We start from the raw sequence: 19,669 nt of genomic DNA on the forward strand, positions 1-19,669 counted from the left end.
GTTCCGGCCTCACCCGTATTTGTTTTTAGTCTGCCCGCGCAGCAGCTCCCCTTTAGACCAGGAAGTTTGAGGCCCCGCCTGCCTTCGCATGCTTGCCGAGACTGTTTTCAAATTCCCGCACCCATTGATCCCACGTTCAGCGTAAAGGCCCGCTTACTGGTTTCGTGATCAGGAAAACGCTGCCTGTATTGACAGCAAGACGCTGTTATATAAGGGTTTTTACTGATATGGGTGCTGTGTATCGCTTTATGGTTCAAATAATTGCAGGCAATTGATAAAACCCGCAGTGATTCGATAGTAGGGCTGACGGCCGCTCCCTAAAATCTGCGCTATATCAGCTTTGCCATGGTGGCGGGCTGCAAAGAACGACGATTTTCAGGAGACTGGCGATGGCACAGAATACATTGCTGACACACGATAAGTTTCTGCTGGGTACGTTTGCCACCAATTGTGGCGGCGGCATGACGGTATCGACCTTGCCGGATCGCTGGCAGGCTACTTGGGAAAACAATCTGAAGCTGGGCAAGCTGCTGGATGAGGCTGGCATCGACTTCATGCTGCCCATTGCCCGTTGGATCGGTTACGGCGGCGAAACCGATTTTCATGGCTATGTGCTGGAAACCGTGACCTGGGCGACGGCCTTGCTGGCTAACACTCGCAATATCAGCGTGTTTGCCACTGTGCATACCGTTGCCAACCATCCCGTGGTGATTGCCAAGCAGATCGCCACCATGGCGCAGATGAGTGGCAATCGGGTTGGTCTAAATATTGTGGCGGGCTGGAACAAGCCTGAATACGACGCCTTGGGAGTCACGTTGCCGGACGATCATGAAACCCGGTATGGCTATGCTCAGGAATGGTTCGACCTGATCAAGAAGATCTGGCACCACGACGGCCGTTTCGATTGGGACGGCAAGTATTTCCAGGCCAAGGGAGTATATGGCAATCCTCGCCCTGAGTTTGATCCGCCTATCTTTAATGCTGCCGGTTCCGGTCAGGGGCGTGAGTTCGCCAGTCGTAATGCCAATTTCCTGTTCACCCCGGCCATGGAGCTGGACCGTTCCGCCAAGGAAGTGGCTGAACTGAAGGCGTTGGGCGAGTCGCAAGGTCGCAAGGTCGATGTGATGACCTTTTCGCATGTGGTGTGCCGTCCCACCGAAGCTGAAGCCAAGGCTGAGTGGGAGCGCATCATGGGCAACATCGACAATGGCGCGGTCGACAATCTGATGCGCCTGCAGTTTGCCCATGCGCACTCCTTCCCGCATGAACTGCTGGAACAGATTCGCGAACGTATGGCAGCCGGTCATGGCGGCTTCCCGCTGGTGGGTACGCCCGAGCAAGTGGCTGATGGTTTGTGTGCACTGCACGCGGCCGGTTTCCGGGGAACAACCTTGTCCTTTGTGGACTATGTTCAGGAATTCCCGTATTTCCGTGATACTGTGCTGCCTTTGTTGCAGCAGCGCGGCATTCGCTAAGAGCGATCGGCTGGCTATCGGGCAGGGGCTGACTTGCCGGGGGAATAGCCAGTACATGTGCGCCCTGCAGGCGGCGCTGTTCGGATGACAGCGCTGCCCCTACGATTAGAAAAGGTGAATCATGCCTGTGGAATTGGCTTTCTTACCGACAGAACAAGCGCTTGAGGCGCCGGGAGTTTCTGCCGATCAGTTCAAACGTGCTATGCGCCATCTGGGCGGCACAGCCAGTGTGATTACGGTTGAACATCAAGGTCAGCGCAGTGGTCTGACGGCGACCTCGGTGACCTCGGTAGCGGCGGATCCTGCAGAGGTGCTGGTTTGCGTCAATCAAAGCTCCTCGTCCTGGCCTTTGATGCGCGACAGCGGTTTGTTTGGTGTAAATATGCTGGGTGCCCAACAGGCTGACCTGGCTCTGCAGTTTGCCGGTTTCAAAGGCGAGCAAGGTGATGCACGTTATGCCGGGCACGATTGGCTGTGTACCGAGCATGGTATTTGGCTGGCTCGACAGGCCCCTGCCGCTTTGGCTTGCCAGATTGTGGAGGTCATCGAGCGTCACAGCCACGCCTTGGTGCTGGGCCGTGTGCTGCAGGTGCATCATGCCGAGCAAGAGCAGGATTCGCCCCTGCTGTATTGGCAGGGGCGGTTTGGACGGTTTCAGGGGCAGTAGCTCGTCGACGTAGCGACCTTTGGCCGGCCCTGTGAGCCCGGCCTAGGGATTGTCTCGATGTTGCAGTGCGGGAGGCTGTGTCACACTAGGGCACAGCTTTTTTTATCGCTTGTTGCGACGCTCATGACCACCATACTGAATCGCTATGCCCAGCTGCATTCGCAGGATGTGGACTGCGTTCAGCACTATATCTCCCAGGTTTTCTGTCCGCACAGCCTGACCCTGGCGGATACGCGTCAGCGCCTGAACGCCCGTCTGTATTTACGCCAAGGCCAGGATGTGGCCTATGGTCGTTTGCGCTATGGGGCGCAGGTGCAGATTGAGCCTCAGCCGCTGGATGACTTCTATCTCTTGCAGATTCCCCTGTCGGGGCAAGAGCAGATCCATACGGAACATGGACGCTTTGCCTCCACATCACGTCTGGCTTCCATCATCAGCCCGACGCAAGCTTTCAGCATGGAACACAGCCTGGAAGCCGACAAGTTGTTCGTCCGTATAGGTCGCCAAGGGCTGGAGCGTCATTATCAGGACTATTTTGCGCAGCCCGTGCGTGGCCCATTGGAGTTTCAGCCCTCCATTCCTTTTGATGCGCCCGGTGGTGCCAGCCTGCGTCGCCTGCTGGACTGGCAGTTTGCCGAAGTGTCCGATGGCACCTTGTTCGACCAGCCCCGTCAGGTGCGCCAGTTTGAGCAGACCCTGATTTATGCCTTGTTCGAACTGCATCAGCACAATCAGCCTGCGCACAAGACGCCGGCCGCTTTGCCCCATGTTTTGCGGCGTGCCCTGGACTTCATGGAAAGCCAGGCCGGTCAGCCTATCACCATTGGCGATATTGCCCAGGCGGCCGGTGTGAGCGTGCGCAGTCTGTACGCAGGGTTCCGGGAGCATCTGGGCGTAGCCCCCATGGCACGTTTGAAACAAATGCGTTTGGAGGCAGCCCGGCGTTACTTGCAACAAGGCGGGATGTCGGTCACCGAGGTTGCCTTGGCTTGCGGTTTTACGCATTTGGGGCAGTTTTCCGCGGATTACCGGCATAGCTTTGGCGAGCGCCCGTCTGAAACATTGAGCGGCTTGAGTCGTCCCCGGGCTGGCAGCTAAGCATTGCCATCCGGCGCTACACTAAGGGCTCTGACTAGGAGCCCCGCATGTCCGCTGATACTCCCCCTAATTCCAAAACGCCCTTAGCCTTGACCTTGCCCGATCTGGACGCGCAGCAGCTGGTGCTGGCGCAAACCACGGTGCCGGATATGATGCTGGCCAAATATCTGGCTCATCATCTGGTTGAGGACGGAATTGCCGCTTGTGCGAACCTTGCGCCCAGCAGCTTGTCCATGTACATGTGGCAAGGGGAGTTGCAAGGCGATGAGGAAATCACGCTGACTTTCAAAACCACAGTGGCCCGGCTACCGGAATTGGCAGATCGCTTGCGTGAGCAGCATCCTTACGAGCTGCCTGAATTGATTGTGCTTCCGGTTGTTGGTGGTTTCACCGCTTATCTGGATTGGGTTCGTACCCAGACACGCCCTGCGTGAGTGCAGATAGCCCAGCCTAATAAATCGGAATAGATTTGTGCCTTTGTCTTTAAAGCGTTCTCCATTTTCCGCCCACGGCCCTGGGGCCTGGTTTGCTGTTTTTTTTGCCCTGATGCTGGCCTGGCTGGCAACGCCCTTGGCGGCGCAGGCAGAAGAAGAGTTTCTGGACCCTGAGCAGGCGTTTGTGTTGACGGCGGCCATGAGTCAGCCCGATCAACTGGATATCCACTTTCAGATTGCGCCTGAATACTATATGTATCGCAAGCGTTTCGCCGTCTCGACCGAGAAGGCGGAGCAGGTAGGCAAGCTTCAACTGCCCGAAGGAGAGCGGGTTTACGATCCTACCTTTGACGAGGTCATGGAGGTCTACCGCCATTCGGTTACGTTGCGCGTACCGGTCCTGGCAGACAGCTCCATAGGACACGATCTGACGGTCGATGTGGTCAGTCAGGGTTGTGCCGACGCAGGTCTATGCTATTCCCCGTCGACTCAAACGCTGACCTTGATCCCCACCGGGCAGGGCTGGGAAGTGGCGGGGCCTTTTGGCGTGGTGTCGGTGCCGGCCCCAGGAGAGGGGGCAAGCCAGAATCCGGCCCAGGCGAACCCCGATTCCACGGTAGCCCCTTCCCGTAGTGCGGGGGTGGCCTCGGCATTGAGCCTGAGTGATGTGGGCCTGGCCGACTACCTCAAGCAGGCTGGGTGGGGTCAGATCGTGCTGCTGAGCTTTGTGTTTGGCTTGCTGCTGTCCTTTACGCCCTGCGTCCTGCCGATGGTGCCGATTTTGCTGTCCATCATTGCTGGACGGAATCAGCCTGCGCCATCGCGCTGGCACGGCCTGAAGATGGCGTTCGCCTTTGTGCTGGGTCTGTCCCTGGTCTACACCTTGCTGGGTGTGGCCGCCGGCTTGCTGGGAGCCGGTTTGGCGAGCTGGTTGCAGAACCCGTGGGTATTGGGTCTGTTCGCCTTGATCCTGGTGGTGCTGGCCTTGTCCATGCTGGATGTCTTCACGGTACAGGCTCCGGCGGCGCTGCAAAATCGTTTGAATAAAACCATGAACCGTTTGCCGGGCGGGCAGATGGGTGGCGTGTTCCTGATGGGCATGCTGTCTGCGCTGATTGTCGGTCCTTGCGTGGCAGCGCCTCTGGCGGGCGTGCTGCTGTTTATCTCGCAGACGGGGGATGTGGTCCTGGGGGGGTTGGCCCTGTTTGCCTTGGCCTGGGGTTCAGGCGTCTTGCTGCTGATTGTGGGTGCGGGTTCGGGCAGTGTCTTGCCCAAGGCCGGCGCCTGGATGGAAAGCGTCAAGACCGCTTTTGGAGTCTTGTTGCTGGCTACCGCCTGGTGGATGGTCTCGCCCCTGATGTCTGGCACGATGGCTGTCTTTGGCTGGGTTGTCCTGGCTTTGTGGGCGGCTGCCTTGCTGGGCGCGTTTGGGCGCGGCACGGCTGCACGTACGCCGTGGTCGGGCTTGCGACAGGGTGTGGGCATGATGCTGGCGGTCTGGGCCATCATGATGATGATCAGCATTGCCCTGGGTCGCCCCAGCGTGATTCGTCCTTTGGAAGGGCTGAAATCCTCGGGTACGGTGACGGCAGCCCAAAGCCAGGTTGAGTTCCAGCGCGTACTGACCCTGCAGGAGCTGGAAGGGCGTCTGGCCAAGACCATTCGCCCCGTAATGCTGGATTTCTACGCAGACTGGTGTGTGTCCTGCATTGAAATGGAGAATTTCACGTTTAGCGATCCCGCCGTTGCGCAACGCATGGCGCAGTTTGAGTTGCTGCAGGTGGATGTGACGGCCAACACCCCTGAGGATCGGGCATTGCTGAAACATTTCCGCTTGTTTGGACCTCCCGGCATCCTGTTTTTTGATTCCAAAGGGAAACAGCTGGAGCAATTGCGCGTGATTGGTTTTCAGGATGCCAGCCGCTTTTCCAAAGTGTTGGATGAGGCTCTGGCCGGTGCTTGAAGACGTTGATTTTTTCGAAACCGGGCTTATCGGTGCCTAACAGTCGGTAGATCGTCGCGTACAAGCAACAAAAAACGCAGCTCATGGGCTGCGTTTTTTGCGTTCTGATTGATGTGAATCAGCAGTTCTGTTCGCGCATCAGCTTGGCCGCTTCGATGGCGAAATAGGTCAGAATGCCATCCCCACCGGCACGCTTGAATGCCAGCAGCGATTCCATCATGACCTTGTCGTGATCCAGCCAGCCGTTCTGGGCAGCGGCCTTGATCATCGCGTATTCGCCACTGACTTGGTAAGCGTAGGTCGGCATGCCAAACGCGTCTTTGACGTCGCGCAGAATGTCCAGATAAGGCAGGCCGGGCTTGACCATGACCATATCGGCACCTTCGCGGATGTCGGCCGCCACTTCGCGCAGCGCTTCATTACGGTTGGCCGGGTCCATCTGGTAGGTGTTCTTGTTGGAGCGGCCCAGATTGGCCGCTGAACCCACCGCCTCGCGGAACGGGCCGTAGAAGGCACTGGCGTACTTGGCCGAGTAGGCCATGATGCGGGTGTGGATGAACTGGTCCTTGTCCAAGGCGGCGCGGATGGAGCCGATACGGCCATCCATCATGTCGCTGGGAGCCACAATGTCTACGCCTGCCTGAGCCTGCGTGTGAGCCTGACGGATCAGCATGGCCACCGTCTCGTCATTCAGGATGTGGCCAGCATCGTCCAAAATGCCGTCCTGGCCGTGGCTGGTATAGGGGTCCAGAGCGACATCAGTCAGCACGCCCAGCTCGGGAAACTGCTGCTTGAGCATGCCCACCACCCGGGGGATCAGGCCATTCGGGTTGGCGGCCTCGCTGCCATCGGGCGTTTTCAGCGACGGGTCGATGGAAGGGAACAGGGACAGCACGGGGATGCCCAGTTCCAGACACTGTTCGGCCACGCGCATCAGTTCGTCAGGCGAGTAGCGCATGACGCCCGGCATGGAGCCGACCTGCTCCTGCACTTTCTCGCCTTCACGCACAAAGACCGGATAGATCAGGTCGTCAGTGGACAGGCGGTTTTCGCGCACCAGACGGCGGGAAAACTCGTCGCGGCGGTTACGGCGCAGGCGAGTATTAGGAAAGTCGGCAGGAGGAATAAAACGAGTCATGGAACAACCTTCGGAGAAATCCAGTTTTCGATGCATTCGGTCGCTTCGGGCAAGCCGATACGATCAGTGGAGGAGAAGGGCAGCGCGTGAAGGGCGCCAATTTCCCGGAGCTGGCGACGTACTTCGGCTACCGCCTTGATACGTTGACCATAAGGCAGTTTGTCGGCCTTGGTCAAAAGCACCAGTACGGGCTTGCCAGTCGGTGCAATCCAATCGACCAGGCGCAAGTCCAGGTCGGTCACGCCGCGCCGGATGTCGATCAGCAACACAATGCCGGCAATCGAGGGACGGGTGGCCAGGTAGTCGCCCAGAATCTCGGCCCAGTCCTGCTTTTCGTGGCGGGCCACGGCGGCGTAGCCATAGCCGGGCAAGTCCACCAGGTGGCCCAGATAGTCGCCCGGCGAGAGCGGATCGGGGATGCCGAACATGTTGATCAGACGTGTTCGCCCTGGCGTTTTACTGGAAAAAGCCAGTTTTCGTTGGTTGGCCAACACATTGATGGCGGAGGATTTGCCCGCATTGGAGCGCCCCACAAAACAGACCTCTGGCGGTCCGGGAGGAGGCAGCTGATCGATCTGAGCAGCTGAAATCGTGAAGTGAGCGCGGTGCAGTATCGACATGGTTGCAGCGTAATTCCATATTGGTTCAGCGCCTATTGTATAATCTCTCGATTTGAAACAGTAATGTCGTAGTCCACTGGGTACTGACCAGCGGCTTACGGTGGCTTTTGCGGGGCGCATGCGGCACCCCGATTGATTCGCGATTATCGAGGTCCAAATGAAGCGTGCGCTTTCCCGAGTCGTTATCGCAAGCAGCCTGACGATGGCTTGCTCTGTGGTTTTTACCGCTAACGTGGCCAATGCAGCTGGTCTGCCCGAGCCAGATGCCGCCAAAGGCGAGCAGCTCTACCTGCAAGGTGAGATGTCGCGTGGCGTGCTGGCCTGTGTGACCTGTCACGGGGATGGCGGCAACAGTATTATTCCGGTCAACCCGTCGCTGGCTCACCAGCCGTACGAGTACCTGGTCAAGCAGCTGCACGACTTCCGTGCCAAGGACGAGAAGTCCGTTCCTGCCCGCCGTGGTCCTGATGGCGCGAACAGCCTGATGACTGCCATTGCTGCCGGTATGACTGAAGACGATATCAAGAACGTGGCGTTTTACCTGTCTCAGCAAGCGGTGAACTGGGACCAGGCCGCTAACGCGACCAAGGAAGACACCATGGTACGTGGCCAGAAGATCTGGCGGGGTGGTTTGCCCGAGCGCGGTGTTCCTGCCTGTGCGGCTTGCCATTCGCCCGATGGCGCCGGCATGCCCGGCCAGTACCCCCGTCTGGCCGGTCAGCACCCCGCCTATATTGCGGATCAGCTCAAGTTGTTCCGTAGTGGCGACCGTGCCAACAGCCCGATGATGTATGACATCGCAGACCGTTTGTCGGATGCCGACATTGCGGCCGTATCCGATTTCGCAGCTGGCCTGCGTTAATCCGTCAAAGGGGGCCAATGGCCCCCTGACTGTCTGAAACCTGTATTCGCTGCGGCTTCGAGTCCTGACGGCCGCAGTTTTCGGGTGCCGTAACAACGGGCAGTGCCGCTTCAGGCCAGGTCTCGTGTTGGTGTTTTGTCCAGTAATCGAACTTTGGGCGTGTTCTGCGTTCCAAGTCTGGATGTTTCCGGTGAACCCCCCACACCTCCTAAGCTAGCCCTTGTGAAAAAAGTATCTCCCGTGCGTCGCTTTGCGGCCGATTTCCTGGAATTGCTCGGTTCGATGCGCTTTGCCATCAGCTTGCTGATGTTCATTTGCGTAGCCAGTCTGATCGGCACCGTTCTGGCACAAAATCAGCCTGCCAATACCTATATTGATCAATTTGGACCTTACTGGTTTGAGTTGTTCGATCATTTCTCGATCTGGTCTGTCTACAACAGTGGATGGTTCATGGTCATTATGGCGTTTCTGGTGGTATCGACCACGCTGTGCGTCATCCGCAATGCGCCCAAGATGATCCGTGAAATGCGCACGTTCAAGGAGCACGTGCGCGGTGGCAGCCTGAAAGCCTTCCCTCACCGCGTCGAGCTGGAGAGCGCAGGTGGCCCTGAGCATAATCGTGAACAGGTTCAGGGCTGGCTGCAGTCGCAAGGCTATGCGGTGCGTGTGCGTCATGATAATGACGGCAGCATGATGATGGCGGCCAAAAAAGGGAGCGCCAACAAGCTGGGATACATTTTTGCGCACCTGGCCATCGTGGTGATTTGTGTCGGCGGTTTGCTTGACAGCGAATTGCCCGTGCGTTTGCAGGTGTGGTTGGGTGGCAAACAACCGATTACCGAAAATATGCTGATTTCCCAGGTGCCCGAGTCGGGACGACTGGGTCTGGGCAATCCCAGTTTCCGTGCCAACATGCTGGTGCCAGAAGGGGCGCGCACGGCGACAGCAGTAGTCAATTCCGGTGAAGGGGTGCTGATTCAGCCGTTGCCGTTCGCCTTGGAGTTGAAGCGTTTTCTGGTGGAGTACTACTCCACGGGGATGCCCAGCAGTTTCAAGAGCGAAGTGGAAGTAACCGATCCCGTGACGGGCGATACCTTCGAGCGCACGATCGAGGTCAACGAACCGTTGCGCTACAAGGGTGTGACGGTTTACCAGTCCGGTTTTGACGATGGCGGCAGTATGTTGAGTCTGAAGGGCTATCCGCTGGTGGGTCCGAGTGCCGCACCCTTTGAGTTGAATGGGAAAGTGGGTGAGAGCATGGGCATTACTGCCCAGCAAAGTCCCAGCGAGCATGCTCTGACTGTTCAGTTGACTGAACTGCGTCCCATTAATGTGGAAAACCTGTCCGAGGGCGACCCCCAGCCCAAGGCCATGATTGAGCACGTGGCGGCGGTCACCGGTAGCGCTGCCAACAAGAAAGACCAGAATTTGAAGAACGTCGGCCCCAGTGTGAACTATCGTTTGATTGACGACCAGGGGCAGTCTCGCGAGTTTGTGAATTACATGCTGCCGGTGGAACTGGATGACACCCTGGTGTTTCTGGCCGGGATGCGTTTTTCGCCCGCCGAGCCGTTTCGTTATGTGCGTCTGCCGGCTGACGACAAGGGTTCTTTAAAAGAATTCATGGATTTGCGGGCGGCTACGCAGAATGAAGCCTTGGTCAGCCAGGCGGCTGAACGCTTTGCCGAGCGCAACTCCTCGTCACCCGAGCAAAAAGAGTTGATGTTGTCGGCGTCCAAAACGGCATTGCAAACCTTTGTACGTGCTGGTTTTGATGGTTTGATCAGCCGTGTCCCCGAAGCTGAACGGGAACGTATCCTGGGTTTTGCTATCCCCATGATTCAGTTCACCTTGTCGGAATTGCGTGATTTGGTCAGGCAGCAACAAGGCTTGCCAGAACTGGATTACAGCCAGGAAAATAATGAGGCCAACCGTTGGATTCAATCTGCCGTGCTGGCGTTTGCCAATCTGCCGGATTACCCGGCACCGGTGATGTTGACCCTGGACAGTTTTGAACAGGTTCAGGCCAGTGTATTCCAGGTGGCACGCAGCCCAGGCATGTACATTGTGTACTTGGGTTGTCTGTTTTTGATTATTGGCGTGTTCTCGATGTTCTATATCCGGGATCGCCGCGTGTGGGTTTGGATTCGCCCTCACAACCAAGGCAGTCGCGTAATGGCTGCCATGACTTCTCAACGTCGCAACTTGGACTTTAACCTCGAGTTTGAACGCCTGAAAGCGGCGTTCAATCGGCTATCTGTCTGACAAGGTGTAGCTATGGCGCAGACCCTTTCTTCGGCCACTCCAACGATGTGGCAAGACAATATCGCTTCCAGCGGTGACCGGCGAGGCATTCGTGGTCGTCCTGACTGGACGGATGTGTTGTATCTGGTGGTACTGGCCTTGGGCGCGGCTTATGCGCTTAACGTCTACAGCACCAGCATGGATTACTACGAGAAGATCATTCTGGTCGCTTTCGTGCCTTTTGTGGCCTGGTTGGGGTGGCTGTGGCGTCCGCTGCGTACCTTGACGCTGGCATGTGGCGTGACAGCCTTGCTGGCGATCTGGCTCTACAGCACCGGTAATGGCCTTGGCACCGGCGACATTGAAAAAGCCGATTCGGTTTTCCTGCTGAAATATCTGTTTTCGTCCCAGTCTGCCATCTTGTGGATGTGTGCGCTGTTTATTCTGGCCACCGTCATGTATTGGGCGGGCTTTTTCAGTAATACAGCAGCCTGGATGGCTTCTGGGCTGACGTGGGCGGCCGTGTATGCAGGTACGACGGGGTTGCTGGTGCGCTGGCGTGAAGGCCATTTGCTGGGCCCGGATATCGGCCATATTCCAGTCAGTAATTTGTACGAAGTGTTCGTGTTGCTGGCGCTGGTTACTGCCTTGTTCTATCTGTACTACGAACGTCGTTACAACACCCGTGCCTTGGGTGGCTTTGTGCTGCTGGCAATCAGTTCGCTGGTGATCTTTTTGCTGTGGTACTCCTTTACGCGTGATGCCCATCAGATTCAACCGCTGGTGCCAGCACTCAAAAGCTGGTGGATGAAGTTGCACGTGCCTGCCAACTTTATTGGTTACGGTACGTTCTCCTTGGCAGCCATGGTCGGGTTTGCGTATCTGGTCAAGGAAAATGGCGAAACCCGTTCGCGTGCCAAGCTGATTCCGGTGTTTTTGCTGGGTGCCATTCTGTGTGCCGAACCCATGATTTTTGGTTCTCGGGAGCTCTCGCCGACCTGGATGCTGTATTTCGGTATCGGTAGCGTGATCGTGGGCACGATTCTGTATTTCCGGGGTCCGATTTCACGCAAGCTGCCGTCGCTGGAAGTGCTCGATGACATCATGTACCGCGCGATTGCGGTGGGTTTTGCCTTCTTTACGGTAGCAACCGTGCTGGGCGCTTTGTGGGCTGCTGACGCCTGGGGTACGTATTGGCAGTGGGACCCGAAAGAGACCTGGGCCCTGATCGTGTGGCTGAATTATGCGGCCTGGTTGCACTTGCGTTTGCTCAAAGGTCTGCGTGGCACGATGGCAGCGTACTGGGCTCTGGCGGGTTTGCTCATTACCAGCTTTGCCTTCCTGGGCGTGAATATGTTCCTGTCGGGGCTGCACTCCTACGGGGAACTATAAGTTTTTCTTGTTCTGAGGCTGGGGGATCGGTCTCAGAATGCGAGCTTGAGAATGGGAAACCCGAGTTTGGCTGGATGCCGGACTCGGGTTTTTTTGTGACCAGTCTGTTGGGTGAAGCGTCCTTTGCAGGGAAGTAGTCTCTGGGGGGAGCCGCTGGTGCTCTGGGCCAGGTGCTGATCGGAAGCTTGTTGTGTCGAGATGGTTCGATTGAGCCATAGCCAGACTCAGGTCAGGACTTAGATCCCAGACCCAGACCATCAAAGCCAAAGCTAGCGGGATGCCTGTATCGACCTTCAGGTCTATCCGTTCTATTTACTGTTTCTGCCTTAGATACGCGCCTGTACGTGGAGCAGTATCCGCTCCGAAGTGCAAATTTTAGAGTTGGGTATCACGCCGTAATAAGGAGTGCGATAGGGCTTGGCTAGGTGTGTGCGTGACGGCGATGGTGTCAGGAAAGCACTCATAGCTTCCCCATGGCATTTGAGACGAGTGCGCGTCCACAGGTGGTGGCAGGCCCTGTCATTTGCCACCCAGGCTCTCTGCGGGCCTTGGGTGGCTATTGGTTTACATGGTTGGCGGGAATTTTTCCTGGGAGTCCAGTAGAAACTGTCGGGCGGCGGCGTCATGGACCAGGTCCGGCATGGATTTGGCTTTGAGCAGCTCTGCCGGAGTGCAGGCTTTGGAAATGATGAAGCCTTGTACGTAATCTACGCCTAATTCCTGTAGGGCTCTGAGCGTCGGGACGTCTTCTACCCATTCGGCAATACTGATCATGCCCAGGTTGTTGGCAAGCTCGACGATGGTGCGTACGATCGCGACGTTGGTTTCTTTCTTTAGCATGTCGCAAATCAGCGCACCATCGATCTTGATGGCGTCGGCGGGTAATTCGCGCAGGTAAGAAAAAGACGTGTAGCCCGCTCCAAAGTCGTCCAGCGCGATGCGCACACCCATTTTTTGCAGTCGCCGCATGAAGTTGCGGGTATGCTCCAGGTCGTCCAGTGCTACGCCCTCAGTGATTTCCACGCACAGGCGGCGGGCCAGATGTTCAAAACGCGCCAGGATGTCAAAGAACCATTGAATGAAAGTGTCGTCATTCAGGGACACACCGCTCAGGTTGATGGTGACCCACTGGGTTTTGCTTAACTGGGCCTCATGCTTGGCCATCCACTCCAGCGTGGCCGAGAACACCCATTTGTCGATGATGGTGATGGTGCCGCTTTCTTCGGCGGCGGCAATAATGCGGCCAGTGGGAATCAATTGACCGGAGGAGTCCCGCACGCGTAGCAGAGCCTCGAAGTTCAGGCTGTCCATGGGGCGGCGCAAGGCCGCAATCGGTTGCATTTCCAGGTACAGGGCGCGCGAGGAGCCCCCTTCCAGCTCTTCAAACAGGCGCAGTTCTTCAGCGTGTTCCTGCAGGGCATTGGAGTCCTGCCCGTAGATAATCATGTCCTGATGCAGGCGGCGGGCATCGCGGGCTGCACGGCTGGCAGCGGAGATGGCTTCCTGAGGCGCCATGCCGGGAGCGACTTCGACCAGACCCAGTGTACTGCGCAGGTTAAAGCTGCGGTTTCCGGCCAGCAGGGGGCTTTTGTTCAGTGATTCGAGTACGCCATTGGCCAGCACGCGCGCCTGCTCTGGCTCGCAGTCTTCAAAGATAATTACGAATTCGTCGCTGCCGATGCGGCCTATTTTGTCTTTACTGCGCAGAACCGATTCCAGCTGTTCGCATACTTTCAGCAGCAGCGCATCCCCTGACGAGTGTCCGAAGGTGCCGTTTACGTACTTGATGTGGTTCAGGTCCAGATAGGCCAGCAGACAGGGCTTGTCGTTCTGGCTACGATTGAGCAGACCTTCCAGTGCCTTTTCGATACCGCGCTGGTTCAGCACATTGGTGACCGGATCGTTGTCAGCCATCAGGCGCAGTTGACGGTACGTCTCGGCCCGGGCGGTGATATCTTGCAAGGATCCTTCAATACATTGATTGACAATCGCTACACGCAAGGCGAACTGACATGGTTGAGCGTCTGCGTCGTAATAAGTGATGGTCACATCCTGACCGTTCTGGGTGCTTTGTGCGACCGCTTTCCAGTCTTGCTCGGGAAAAAAGTTGGTCCAGTGGATGGGGCTCTCGCTCGGATCGGCATCGATGTTCAACATGCGGGCCAGAATGGGGCTGATGCGCAAGAACATCCCCGCTTCATTGAGGGTGAACATGCCAACGGGGGTAAGCAGATAATGCGCCATCAATTCATTGCGGGCGCGCAGGGATTCACTACGGTCTTCACGCAGGCGCTCGCCTACCGCCAGGGCCACCATCAGATTGGACAACAGGAAAGCGATGACGCCGTTGAAATTCTCGACAAAGCTGGAGCGGCCAAACGCCACCAGAAAAATGGCTGAAATCAGCATGCACAGCGCCATGCTCAGCAGCACCAGTTGCCAGAGCAAGATGCGCGAGCGGGTGTGCAGGAGAATGGACAGCAGCACGGCGGATACGCAGCACAGTGCGTAGATAGTGCTGATCCACATGAGGGGCTGGAATATCGAGGCCGGCGCCAGCAGGGAGACCGGCAGCAGGATCAGACCCAGGATGCCGACGGTGGGGAGCAGGCGCTGCAGGCGGGCAGTAGTGATGGAGTTGCCCAGCAGGACGGTAAACAGGGAATAGCTCAGAATGAAGTAGCAGGCAATCGTGAGCTGGCGCAGTACGGGCATGTACTGGGCGGGCAGGATCTGCCCTAGCCACTGCGTATCCCAACCCATGGCCATCGCGCCCAGGCGCAGGTTGCCAATCAGCCAGACCGATAGCAGCAGATAGATCCAGGCACGGTTGGTGGCTGCCAGAACCAGCATGAACATGGCCATGGTCAGTAAGCCGCCCTCCAGTAGCCCGATGCCCCGGCTGAGTCGAATCGAGGAATGGCTGATGTCAGCACTGGCCCAAAGCTGGGCTTGCAAGAGGGCAGGTCGCGAAGTCTCGACGCGGCATAGCACGCTGTCAGGGTGGTCGACCTGACCCAGCTCCAGGGTATAGCTTTTGACCGGCGCTGGTGATAGAGGCGTCGGCGGGTCCAGCTCGCTGTTGCGCAGGGGCCGTCCACTGCGAGCATCCACGCAGTGCAGCGAGGAAATGGGAGAGGCAGGAAAGTGCAGGACCTGCTCCTGCTGGGGGAAGGGAGCAGGCAAGGTCAACAGGAGCCAATGGGGCTCGCTCAGGTGAAGCCGCTGCCGGGACGGAGCGTTCTCCAATTGCGTCAGTAACTCTGCGTCCGCCTGCTCTTGCTGGCTGGCCAGTGCCTGAATGCTCAAACTTTGACCGGGCACGGAAGGGTAGCGATTCGGCAGGAACAGTAATGCCCATACCGTGAGCATGATCAGAAACAAAGGGATGACGTAAAGACTTAAGCCGCGAATCAGGCGTTCGCTGGCCGAAGTAACCGGCTCGAAGCCGTGTGTCGGTATCCCGGGGGTGGTCATGATGGTGGTACAGTCTCCAGCGCTTACCATCGAACTGTCTGGCCACTGACAGCGAAATCTGTGCTTTCCCGGCAAGGATGCAACAGGCCGGGACTGCTGCGCCTGATAAGGGCAGTACAGTCCCGGCCTGTTTTACGGTCAGATTCGAGAGTTCTTTAAGGCTGAATGGTTATGATCTGCCATCCAGACCCGACTTAGGGAAGTAAACGTTCGGTGGCAAACAAACTGTCCACGGTCTCACGGGGGCGGATCAGGTGAACCTGATCGCCATCGACCAGAATCTCAGCCGCGCGGGGGCGGGTGTTGTACTGGCTGGCCATCGTAAAGGCATAGGCGCCAGCGGACATGATGGCAATTAAATCGCCCTGTTTCAGTTCCAGCTGGCGGTCGCGGGCCAGCCAGTCGCCGCTTTCGCAGATAGGGCCAACCAGATCATAGCGGGGAGTGGTCTCGGTCACTGGGCGAGGCTCTACCGCTTCCACGCTGTGCCAGGCATCGTACAGCGTGGGGCGAATCAGGTCGTTCATGGCGGCATCAATAATGGCGAAATTTTTAGTCTCGCCATGCTTGAGATATTCCACGCGGCTTAGCAGCACCCCTGCATTACCCACCATGGAGCGGCCGGGTTCCAGCACGATCTCCAGATGGCCCAGGCCATTGGTGTCCAGGGCGGAAAAGACTTCGGTCAGCAGTTGGGTGGGGGTCACCAGTGTCTCGTCGGTATAGCGAATCCCCAGACCACCGCCCAAATCCAGATGAGTCAGGTTCACCCCTTGTTCCTTCAGGGCCAAGATCAGCTTGATCAGTTTGTCCAGCGCATCCAGATAGGGGCTGACTTCGGTAATCTGCGAGCCGATATGACAGTCCACACCCACAATGTTCAGGCTAGGCAGCGCTTGGGCGCGTGCGTAGATGCGGGGAGCCTGGTCAATGGGCACGCCGAACTTGTTGTCTTTCAGGCCCGTGGAGATGTAAGGGTGGGTGCGTGCGTCCACGTCTGGATTGACGCGCAAGGAAACAGGCGCTTTCACATTCATGCGTTCCGCAACCTGTGCTACACGTTCCAGCTCCGCTTCGGACTCGACGTTAAAACACTTCACGCCTGCTTTCAGAGCCGCTTCGATTTCCCAAACCTGTTTGCCCACACCTGAGAACACCACTTTGCCAGGGTCGCCGCCGGCAGCGATGACACGGGCCAGCTCGCCGCCCGAGACGATATCAAAACCGGTACCCAAGCGGGCAAATTCTTGCAAAATGGCCAGATTGGAGTTGGCCTTCATGCCATAGCACACCAACAACTTGCGGTCCTGGCCAGCCACTCGGTAGGACTCCCAAGCATCGCGCAAGGCTTGGCGGGAATACACATACAGAGGGGTGCCGAATTCTTCAGCCAGCTTGCTCAGGGGAATTTGCTCGGCGTGTAGCGTGTTGTTCTGAAATTGAAAGTGAGGTGCAACGGTCATGGTGTCGACAAATAACAGAGGTTAGGCGAGCAGGGCGGGAATCAGCGCGGCGCTGTCTGGGCGTCCGCTGATTCCTGCGCTGGGGGATGGTACAAGGGGCCTTTGTAACCGCAGGCGCCCAGCAAGGCGCTCAGTGCCAACAAGGCCAGCAAACGGGAGGAACGTAGTTTGTTCATGTAGGTATGAAACCAGTGCGGACAATGCAGAGCATTATGCCATTGTGAAGGACAAAGCAAAAAAACGCCGGCTAGGCCGGCGTTTGGGTAGGTGATTTAAAAGGGAACAAAGGGTTGCGCGGCAGCGCCCGAGGGGCTGGCATCAGAATCCAGCTGCCGCAGCAGGTCACCAATTCCATCGTTCTGATCCCCGCCGCCCTGTTGCAAGGCGCCGTCACCGGGAGCAGGTAAACCAACGCGAGCAATGGCCTGACCGGGTGGGAACTCGTCAAAGTAAAAGTCCCCATTGATGCGTGACAGGCCAGAGGGCACAGGGCCAGGAGGCACCACAGGCTTGTCTTTGAGGGCAGTGCGCATGTAATTGATCCAGATGGGCATGGAGGCACCGCCGCCGGTTTCCCCGGAGCCCAGACTGCGCGGTTTGTCAAAGCCCATCCAGGCGATGCCGACCAGCTCGGGGGTGTAGCCAGCAAACCAGGCATCCTGAGAATCGTTGGTAGTGCCTGTTTTACCGCCAATATCGGTACGCTTCAATTCGCGTGACGCGCGCGCACCCGTCCCGGAGGTCGCCACGCCACGCAGCAGATCGTTCATGACGTAAGCCGTACGGGCATCAATAGCCCGGGCGGCGGCATCGCCGGCCACCACTGGCTTGGCACGCATGATGACCTTGTTGCTGCTGTCAGTGACGTAGTCGATCAGGTAAGGCTCGACACGGTAACCACCATTGGCAAAGACCGAGTAGGCACCCGCCATTTGCAAGGGCGTTACGCTGCCCGCGCCCAGAGCCAAAGGTAGAACGGCGGGTTGGCGTGCCTTGTCGAAACCAAAGCGGGTCACATACTCCTGTACATACTTGGGCCCGACGGCCTGCATGATGCGGATAGACACCATGTTTTTGGATTTGTACAAACCTTGACGCATGGTCAACATGGGCTCGTACGTGCGCCCGTAGTTCTTGGGCGTCCAGGGCTTGGAGCCGGTCTGGGCCGCGGTCAGCACAAAAGGTTCATCTGAAATCTGGGTGGCGGGGGTCAGGCCGCGCTCCAGCGAGGACGCGTAGATGAAGGGCTTGAAGGCCGAGCCAGGCTGACGCCAGGCTTGGGTGACGCGGTTGAACTTCCCATCGGAGAAGTGAAAGCCGCCCACCATGGCCTGAATCGCGCCGTCTTGCGGGCGGACCGACACAAAAGCCGCTTGTACCGCCGGCATATTGATTACTTCCCAGTAATCGCCATTGCGGAACAGATAGACTACCGAGCCGCGCTGAATGCGCACGTCTGCCTTGGCATTGTTCACCAGGCCCCGCGCAACGATCTTCAAGGCACGTTTGTCGTTGACATCAATAATTTGCTGGGCGGTCCGGGCAACCCGGATCAGATTGGGGTTGGCATCGAGCACCACACCGGTCAACAGATCGCCGGTATCGGGGTACTTGTCCTGCAAGTCGTCCAAAATGGCATCCAACTGGGCATGGTCGTTTTCAATGCCTGCAGGCAGATCCACCTGACCTTGCGGGCCTGTGTAGGGGGCGCGACGGGTGTAATCCAAAATACCGTTGCGCACAGCCAGGTAGGCAGCTTCCTGGTCGGTGGAGTTGATGGTGGTGTAGATGTTGAAGCCGCGCGAATACACATTGTCCTGATAGACACCGTACAGCAGTTGGCGGGCCAGTTCAGCCGCGTATTCGCCATGAATGGCGTAACCGCCAGCAGGGGTGCCCAAGGCTGACTTCACCACGATTTCCTGTGCCATCGCATCCTGGTATTCCTGCTCCGTGATGTAGCCCAGTGAGCGCATGCGGCCCAGCACGTAGGCCTGGCGAGTTTTGGCGCGTTCAAAGTTGGCGATCGGGTTAAAGCGCGAAGGCGCTTTGGGAATGCCGGCTAGCATGGCGGCTTCAGCGGTGGTGATCTCACCCAGGGGCTTGCCCAGATAGGTTCGTGACGCCGCCGCAAATCCGTAGGCACGATGACCCAGATAAATCTGGTTCATGTACAGATCCAGAATCTGGTCTTTAGTCAGCGTCGCTTCAATCTTGAAGGTCAGCAGCAGTTCATAGAACTTGCGGGTATAGGTTTTTTCCGAAGACAGGTAGAAGTTGCGGGCCACCTGCATGGTGATCGTACTGGCCCCTTGTGTCTTGGACATATGGGTCATGTTGGCCAGGGCCGCGCGACCGACCCCCATCCAGTCAATACCACCGTGCTGGTAGAAACGGTCGTCCTCGGCCGCCAGAATGGCCGATTTCATGACATCGGGGATTTCGTCAAAACGCAGCACATTGCGGCGTTCTTCGCCAAATTCACCGATCAAGACCTTGTCCGCCGTATAAATGCGCAGCGGCACTCGGGGGCGGTAGTCGATCATGGCGCTAAGATCGGGCAGGTTGGGCCAAGCCAGAGCTAGCGCAAGTGACCCGAGCAGGGCGGCACACAGACCAAGCCCCACAAAAAAGACCGAGGTCTTGATGATGAGGCGGGCAAGCCAGGAACCGGAGCTTTGCTCGGGCTTAGAATTGGGGGAGCGGGAAGAAGAACTCATTAGGGCTGATTTTAAAGTCCAAACGCAGCAGGACTGGGCCTCATACCAAGTATCAATGTAACAAAATAATACTAAGCAAGCGGACTGTGCTTAGGGAAGGCTAATGGGATAATACA

The 19,669-nt window shown here is 57.5% G+C and carries 14 protein-coding genes; 8 read left to right on the forward strand and 6 right to left on the reverse strand.

What is annotated here, in order from left to right; all coding sequences use genetic code 11:
• Positions 1 to 389: 389 nt before the first annotated feature.
• From VF694_RS10720 to dsbD, 5 genes are all read left to right on the forward strand, one after another.
• Complete coding sequence (locus VF694_RS10720) at positions 390 to 1,475, forward strand: LLM class flavin-dependent oxidoreductase (RefSeq protein ID WP_003805331.1); 1,086 nt, start codon at positions 390 to 392, stop codon at positions 1,473 to 1,475.
• Positions 1,476 to 1,596: 121 nt separating this feature from the next.
• Positions 1,597 to 2,142 carry a flavin reductase family protein gene (locus VF694_RS10725; protein WP_003805328.1) on the forward strand — a complete coding sequence of 182 codons (546 nt, stop codon included), beginning with the start codon at positions 1,597 to 1,599 and terminating at the stop codon, positions 2,140 to 2,142.
• Between the two features lie 123 nt (positions 2,143 to 2,265).
• Positions 2,266 to 3,240 (forward strand): AraC family transcriptional regulator, encoded by a 975-nt coding sequence (locus VF694_RS10730; RefSeq protein ID WP_003805326.1) that lies wholly within the window; start codon positions 2,266 to 2,268, stop codon positions 3,238 to 3,240.
• Between the two features lie 47 nt (positions 3,241 to 3,287).
• Positions 3,288 to 3,674 (forward strand): divalent-cation tolerance protein CutA, encoded by a 387-nt coding sequence (gene cutA, locus VF694_RS10735; protein WP_003805324.1) that lies wholly within the window; start codon positions 3,288 to 3,290, stop codon positions 3,672 to 3,674.
• Between the two features lie 37 nt (positions 3,675 to 3,711).
• On the forward strand, positions 3,712 to 5,637 hold the full coding sequence (gene dsbD / locus VF694_RS10740) for a protein-disulfide reductase DsbD (RefSeq protein WP_440164337.1): 1,926 nt from the start codon (positions 3,712 to 3,714) through the stop codon (positions 5,635 to 5,637).
• A gap of 118 nt (positions 5,638 to 5,755) precedes the next feature.
• On the opposite strand, the gene hemB is transcribed toward dsbD, so the two are convergent.
• On the reverse strand, positions 5,756 to 6,775 hold the full coding sequence (gene hemB, locus VF694_RS10745; protein ID WP_003805319.1) for a porphobilinogen synthase: 1,020 nt from the start codon (positions 6,773 to 6,775) through the stop codon (positions 5,756 to 5,758).
• A complete protein-coding gene (gene yihA / locus VF694_RS10750) occupies positions 6,772 to 7,395 on the reverse strand; it encodes a ribosome biogenesis GTP-binding protein YihA/YsxC (RefSeq protein WP_003805318.1) in 624 nt (207 codons plus the stop codon). The genes hemB and yihA overlap by 4 nt, the downstream gene beginning before the upstream one ends.
• A 157-nt stretch (positions 7,396 to 7,552) precedes the next feature.
• Here yihA and VF694_RS10755 point away from each other — a divergent pair, with 157 nt between their 5' ends.
• The 3 genes from VF694_RS10755 (at position 7,553) to ccsB (ending at position 11,893) form a co-directional block, all read left to right on the forward strand.
• Positions 7,553 to 8,257 (forward strand): c-type cytochrome, encoded by a 705-nt coding sequence (locus VF694_RS10755; protein ID WP_051010476.1) that lies wholly within the window; start codon positions 7,553 to 7,555, stop codon positions 8,255 to 8,257.
• A gap of 222 nt (positions 8,258 to 8,479) precedes the next feature.
• Positions 8,480 to 10,522 carry a cytochrome c biogenesis protein ResB gene (locus tag VF694_RS10760; protein WP_240209111.1) on the forward strand — a complete coding sequence of 681 codons (2,043 nt, stop codon included), beginning with the start codon at positions 8,480 to 8,482 and terminating at the stop codon, positions 10,520 to 10,522.
• Between the two features lie 12 nt (positions 10,523 to 10,534).
• Entirely contained in the window at positions 10,535 to 11,893 is a 1,359-nt protein-coding gene (ccsB, locus tag VF694_RS10765; protein ID WP_039944080.1) for a c-type cytochrome biogenesis protein CcsB, read from the forward strand.
• A gap of 564 nt (positions 11,894 to 12,457) precedes the next feature.
• On the opposite strand, the gene VF694_RS10770 is transcribed toward ccsB, so the two are convergent.
• From VF694_RS10770 to VF694_RS10785, 4 genes are all read right to left on the reverse strand, one after another.
• Positions 12,458 to 15,370: a putative bifunctional diguanylate cyclase/phosphodiesterase gene (locus VF694_RS10770; protein WP_003805310.1), complete on the reverse strand. Its 2,913-nt coding sequence runs from the start codon at positions 15,368 to 15,370 to the stop codon at positions 12,458 to 12,460.
• A 194-nt stretch (positions 15,371 to 15,564) separates the two neighbouring features.
• Positions 15,565 to 16,833, reverse strand: a complete 1,269-nt coding sequence (gene lysA / locus VF694_RS10775) for a diaminopimelate decarboxylase (RefSeq protein ID WP_003805308.1) — start codon at positions 16,831 to 16,833, stop codon at positions 15,565 to 15,567.
• A gap of 41 nt (positions 16,834 to 16,874) precedes the next feature.
• Positions 16,875 to 17,009, reverse strand: coding sequence for an LPS translocon maturation chaperone LptM (gene lptM, locus VF694_RS10780; RefSeq protein WP_003805306.1), 135 nt, complete (start codon positions 17,007 to 17,009; stop codon positions 16,875 to 16,877).
• Between the two features lie 96 nt (positions 17,010 to 17,105).
• Complete coding sequence (locus VF694_RS10785; RefSeq protein WP_003805303.1) at positions 17,106 to 19,553, reverse strand: penicillin-binding protein 1A; 2,448 nt, start codon at positions 19,551 to 19,553, stop codon at positions 17,106 to 17,108.
• Positions 19,554 to 19,669 lie beyond the last annotated feature (116 nt).

Source organism: Alcaligenes sp. Lyrl_28 (assembly GCF_051948705.1).
Lineage (GTDB): Bacteria > Pseudomonadota > Gammaproteobacteria > Burkholderiales > Burkholderiaceae_B > Alcaligenes > Alcaligenes ammonioxydans.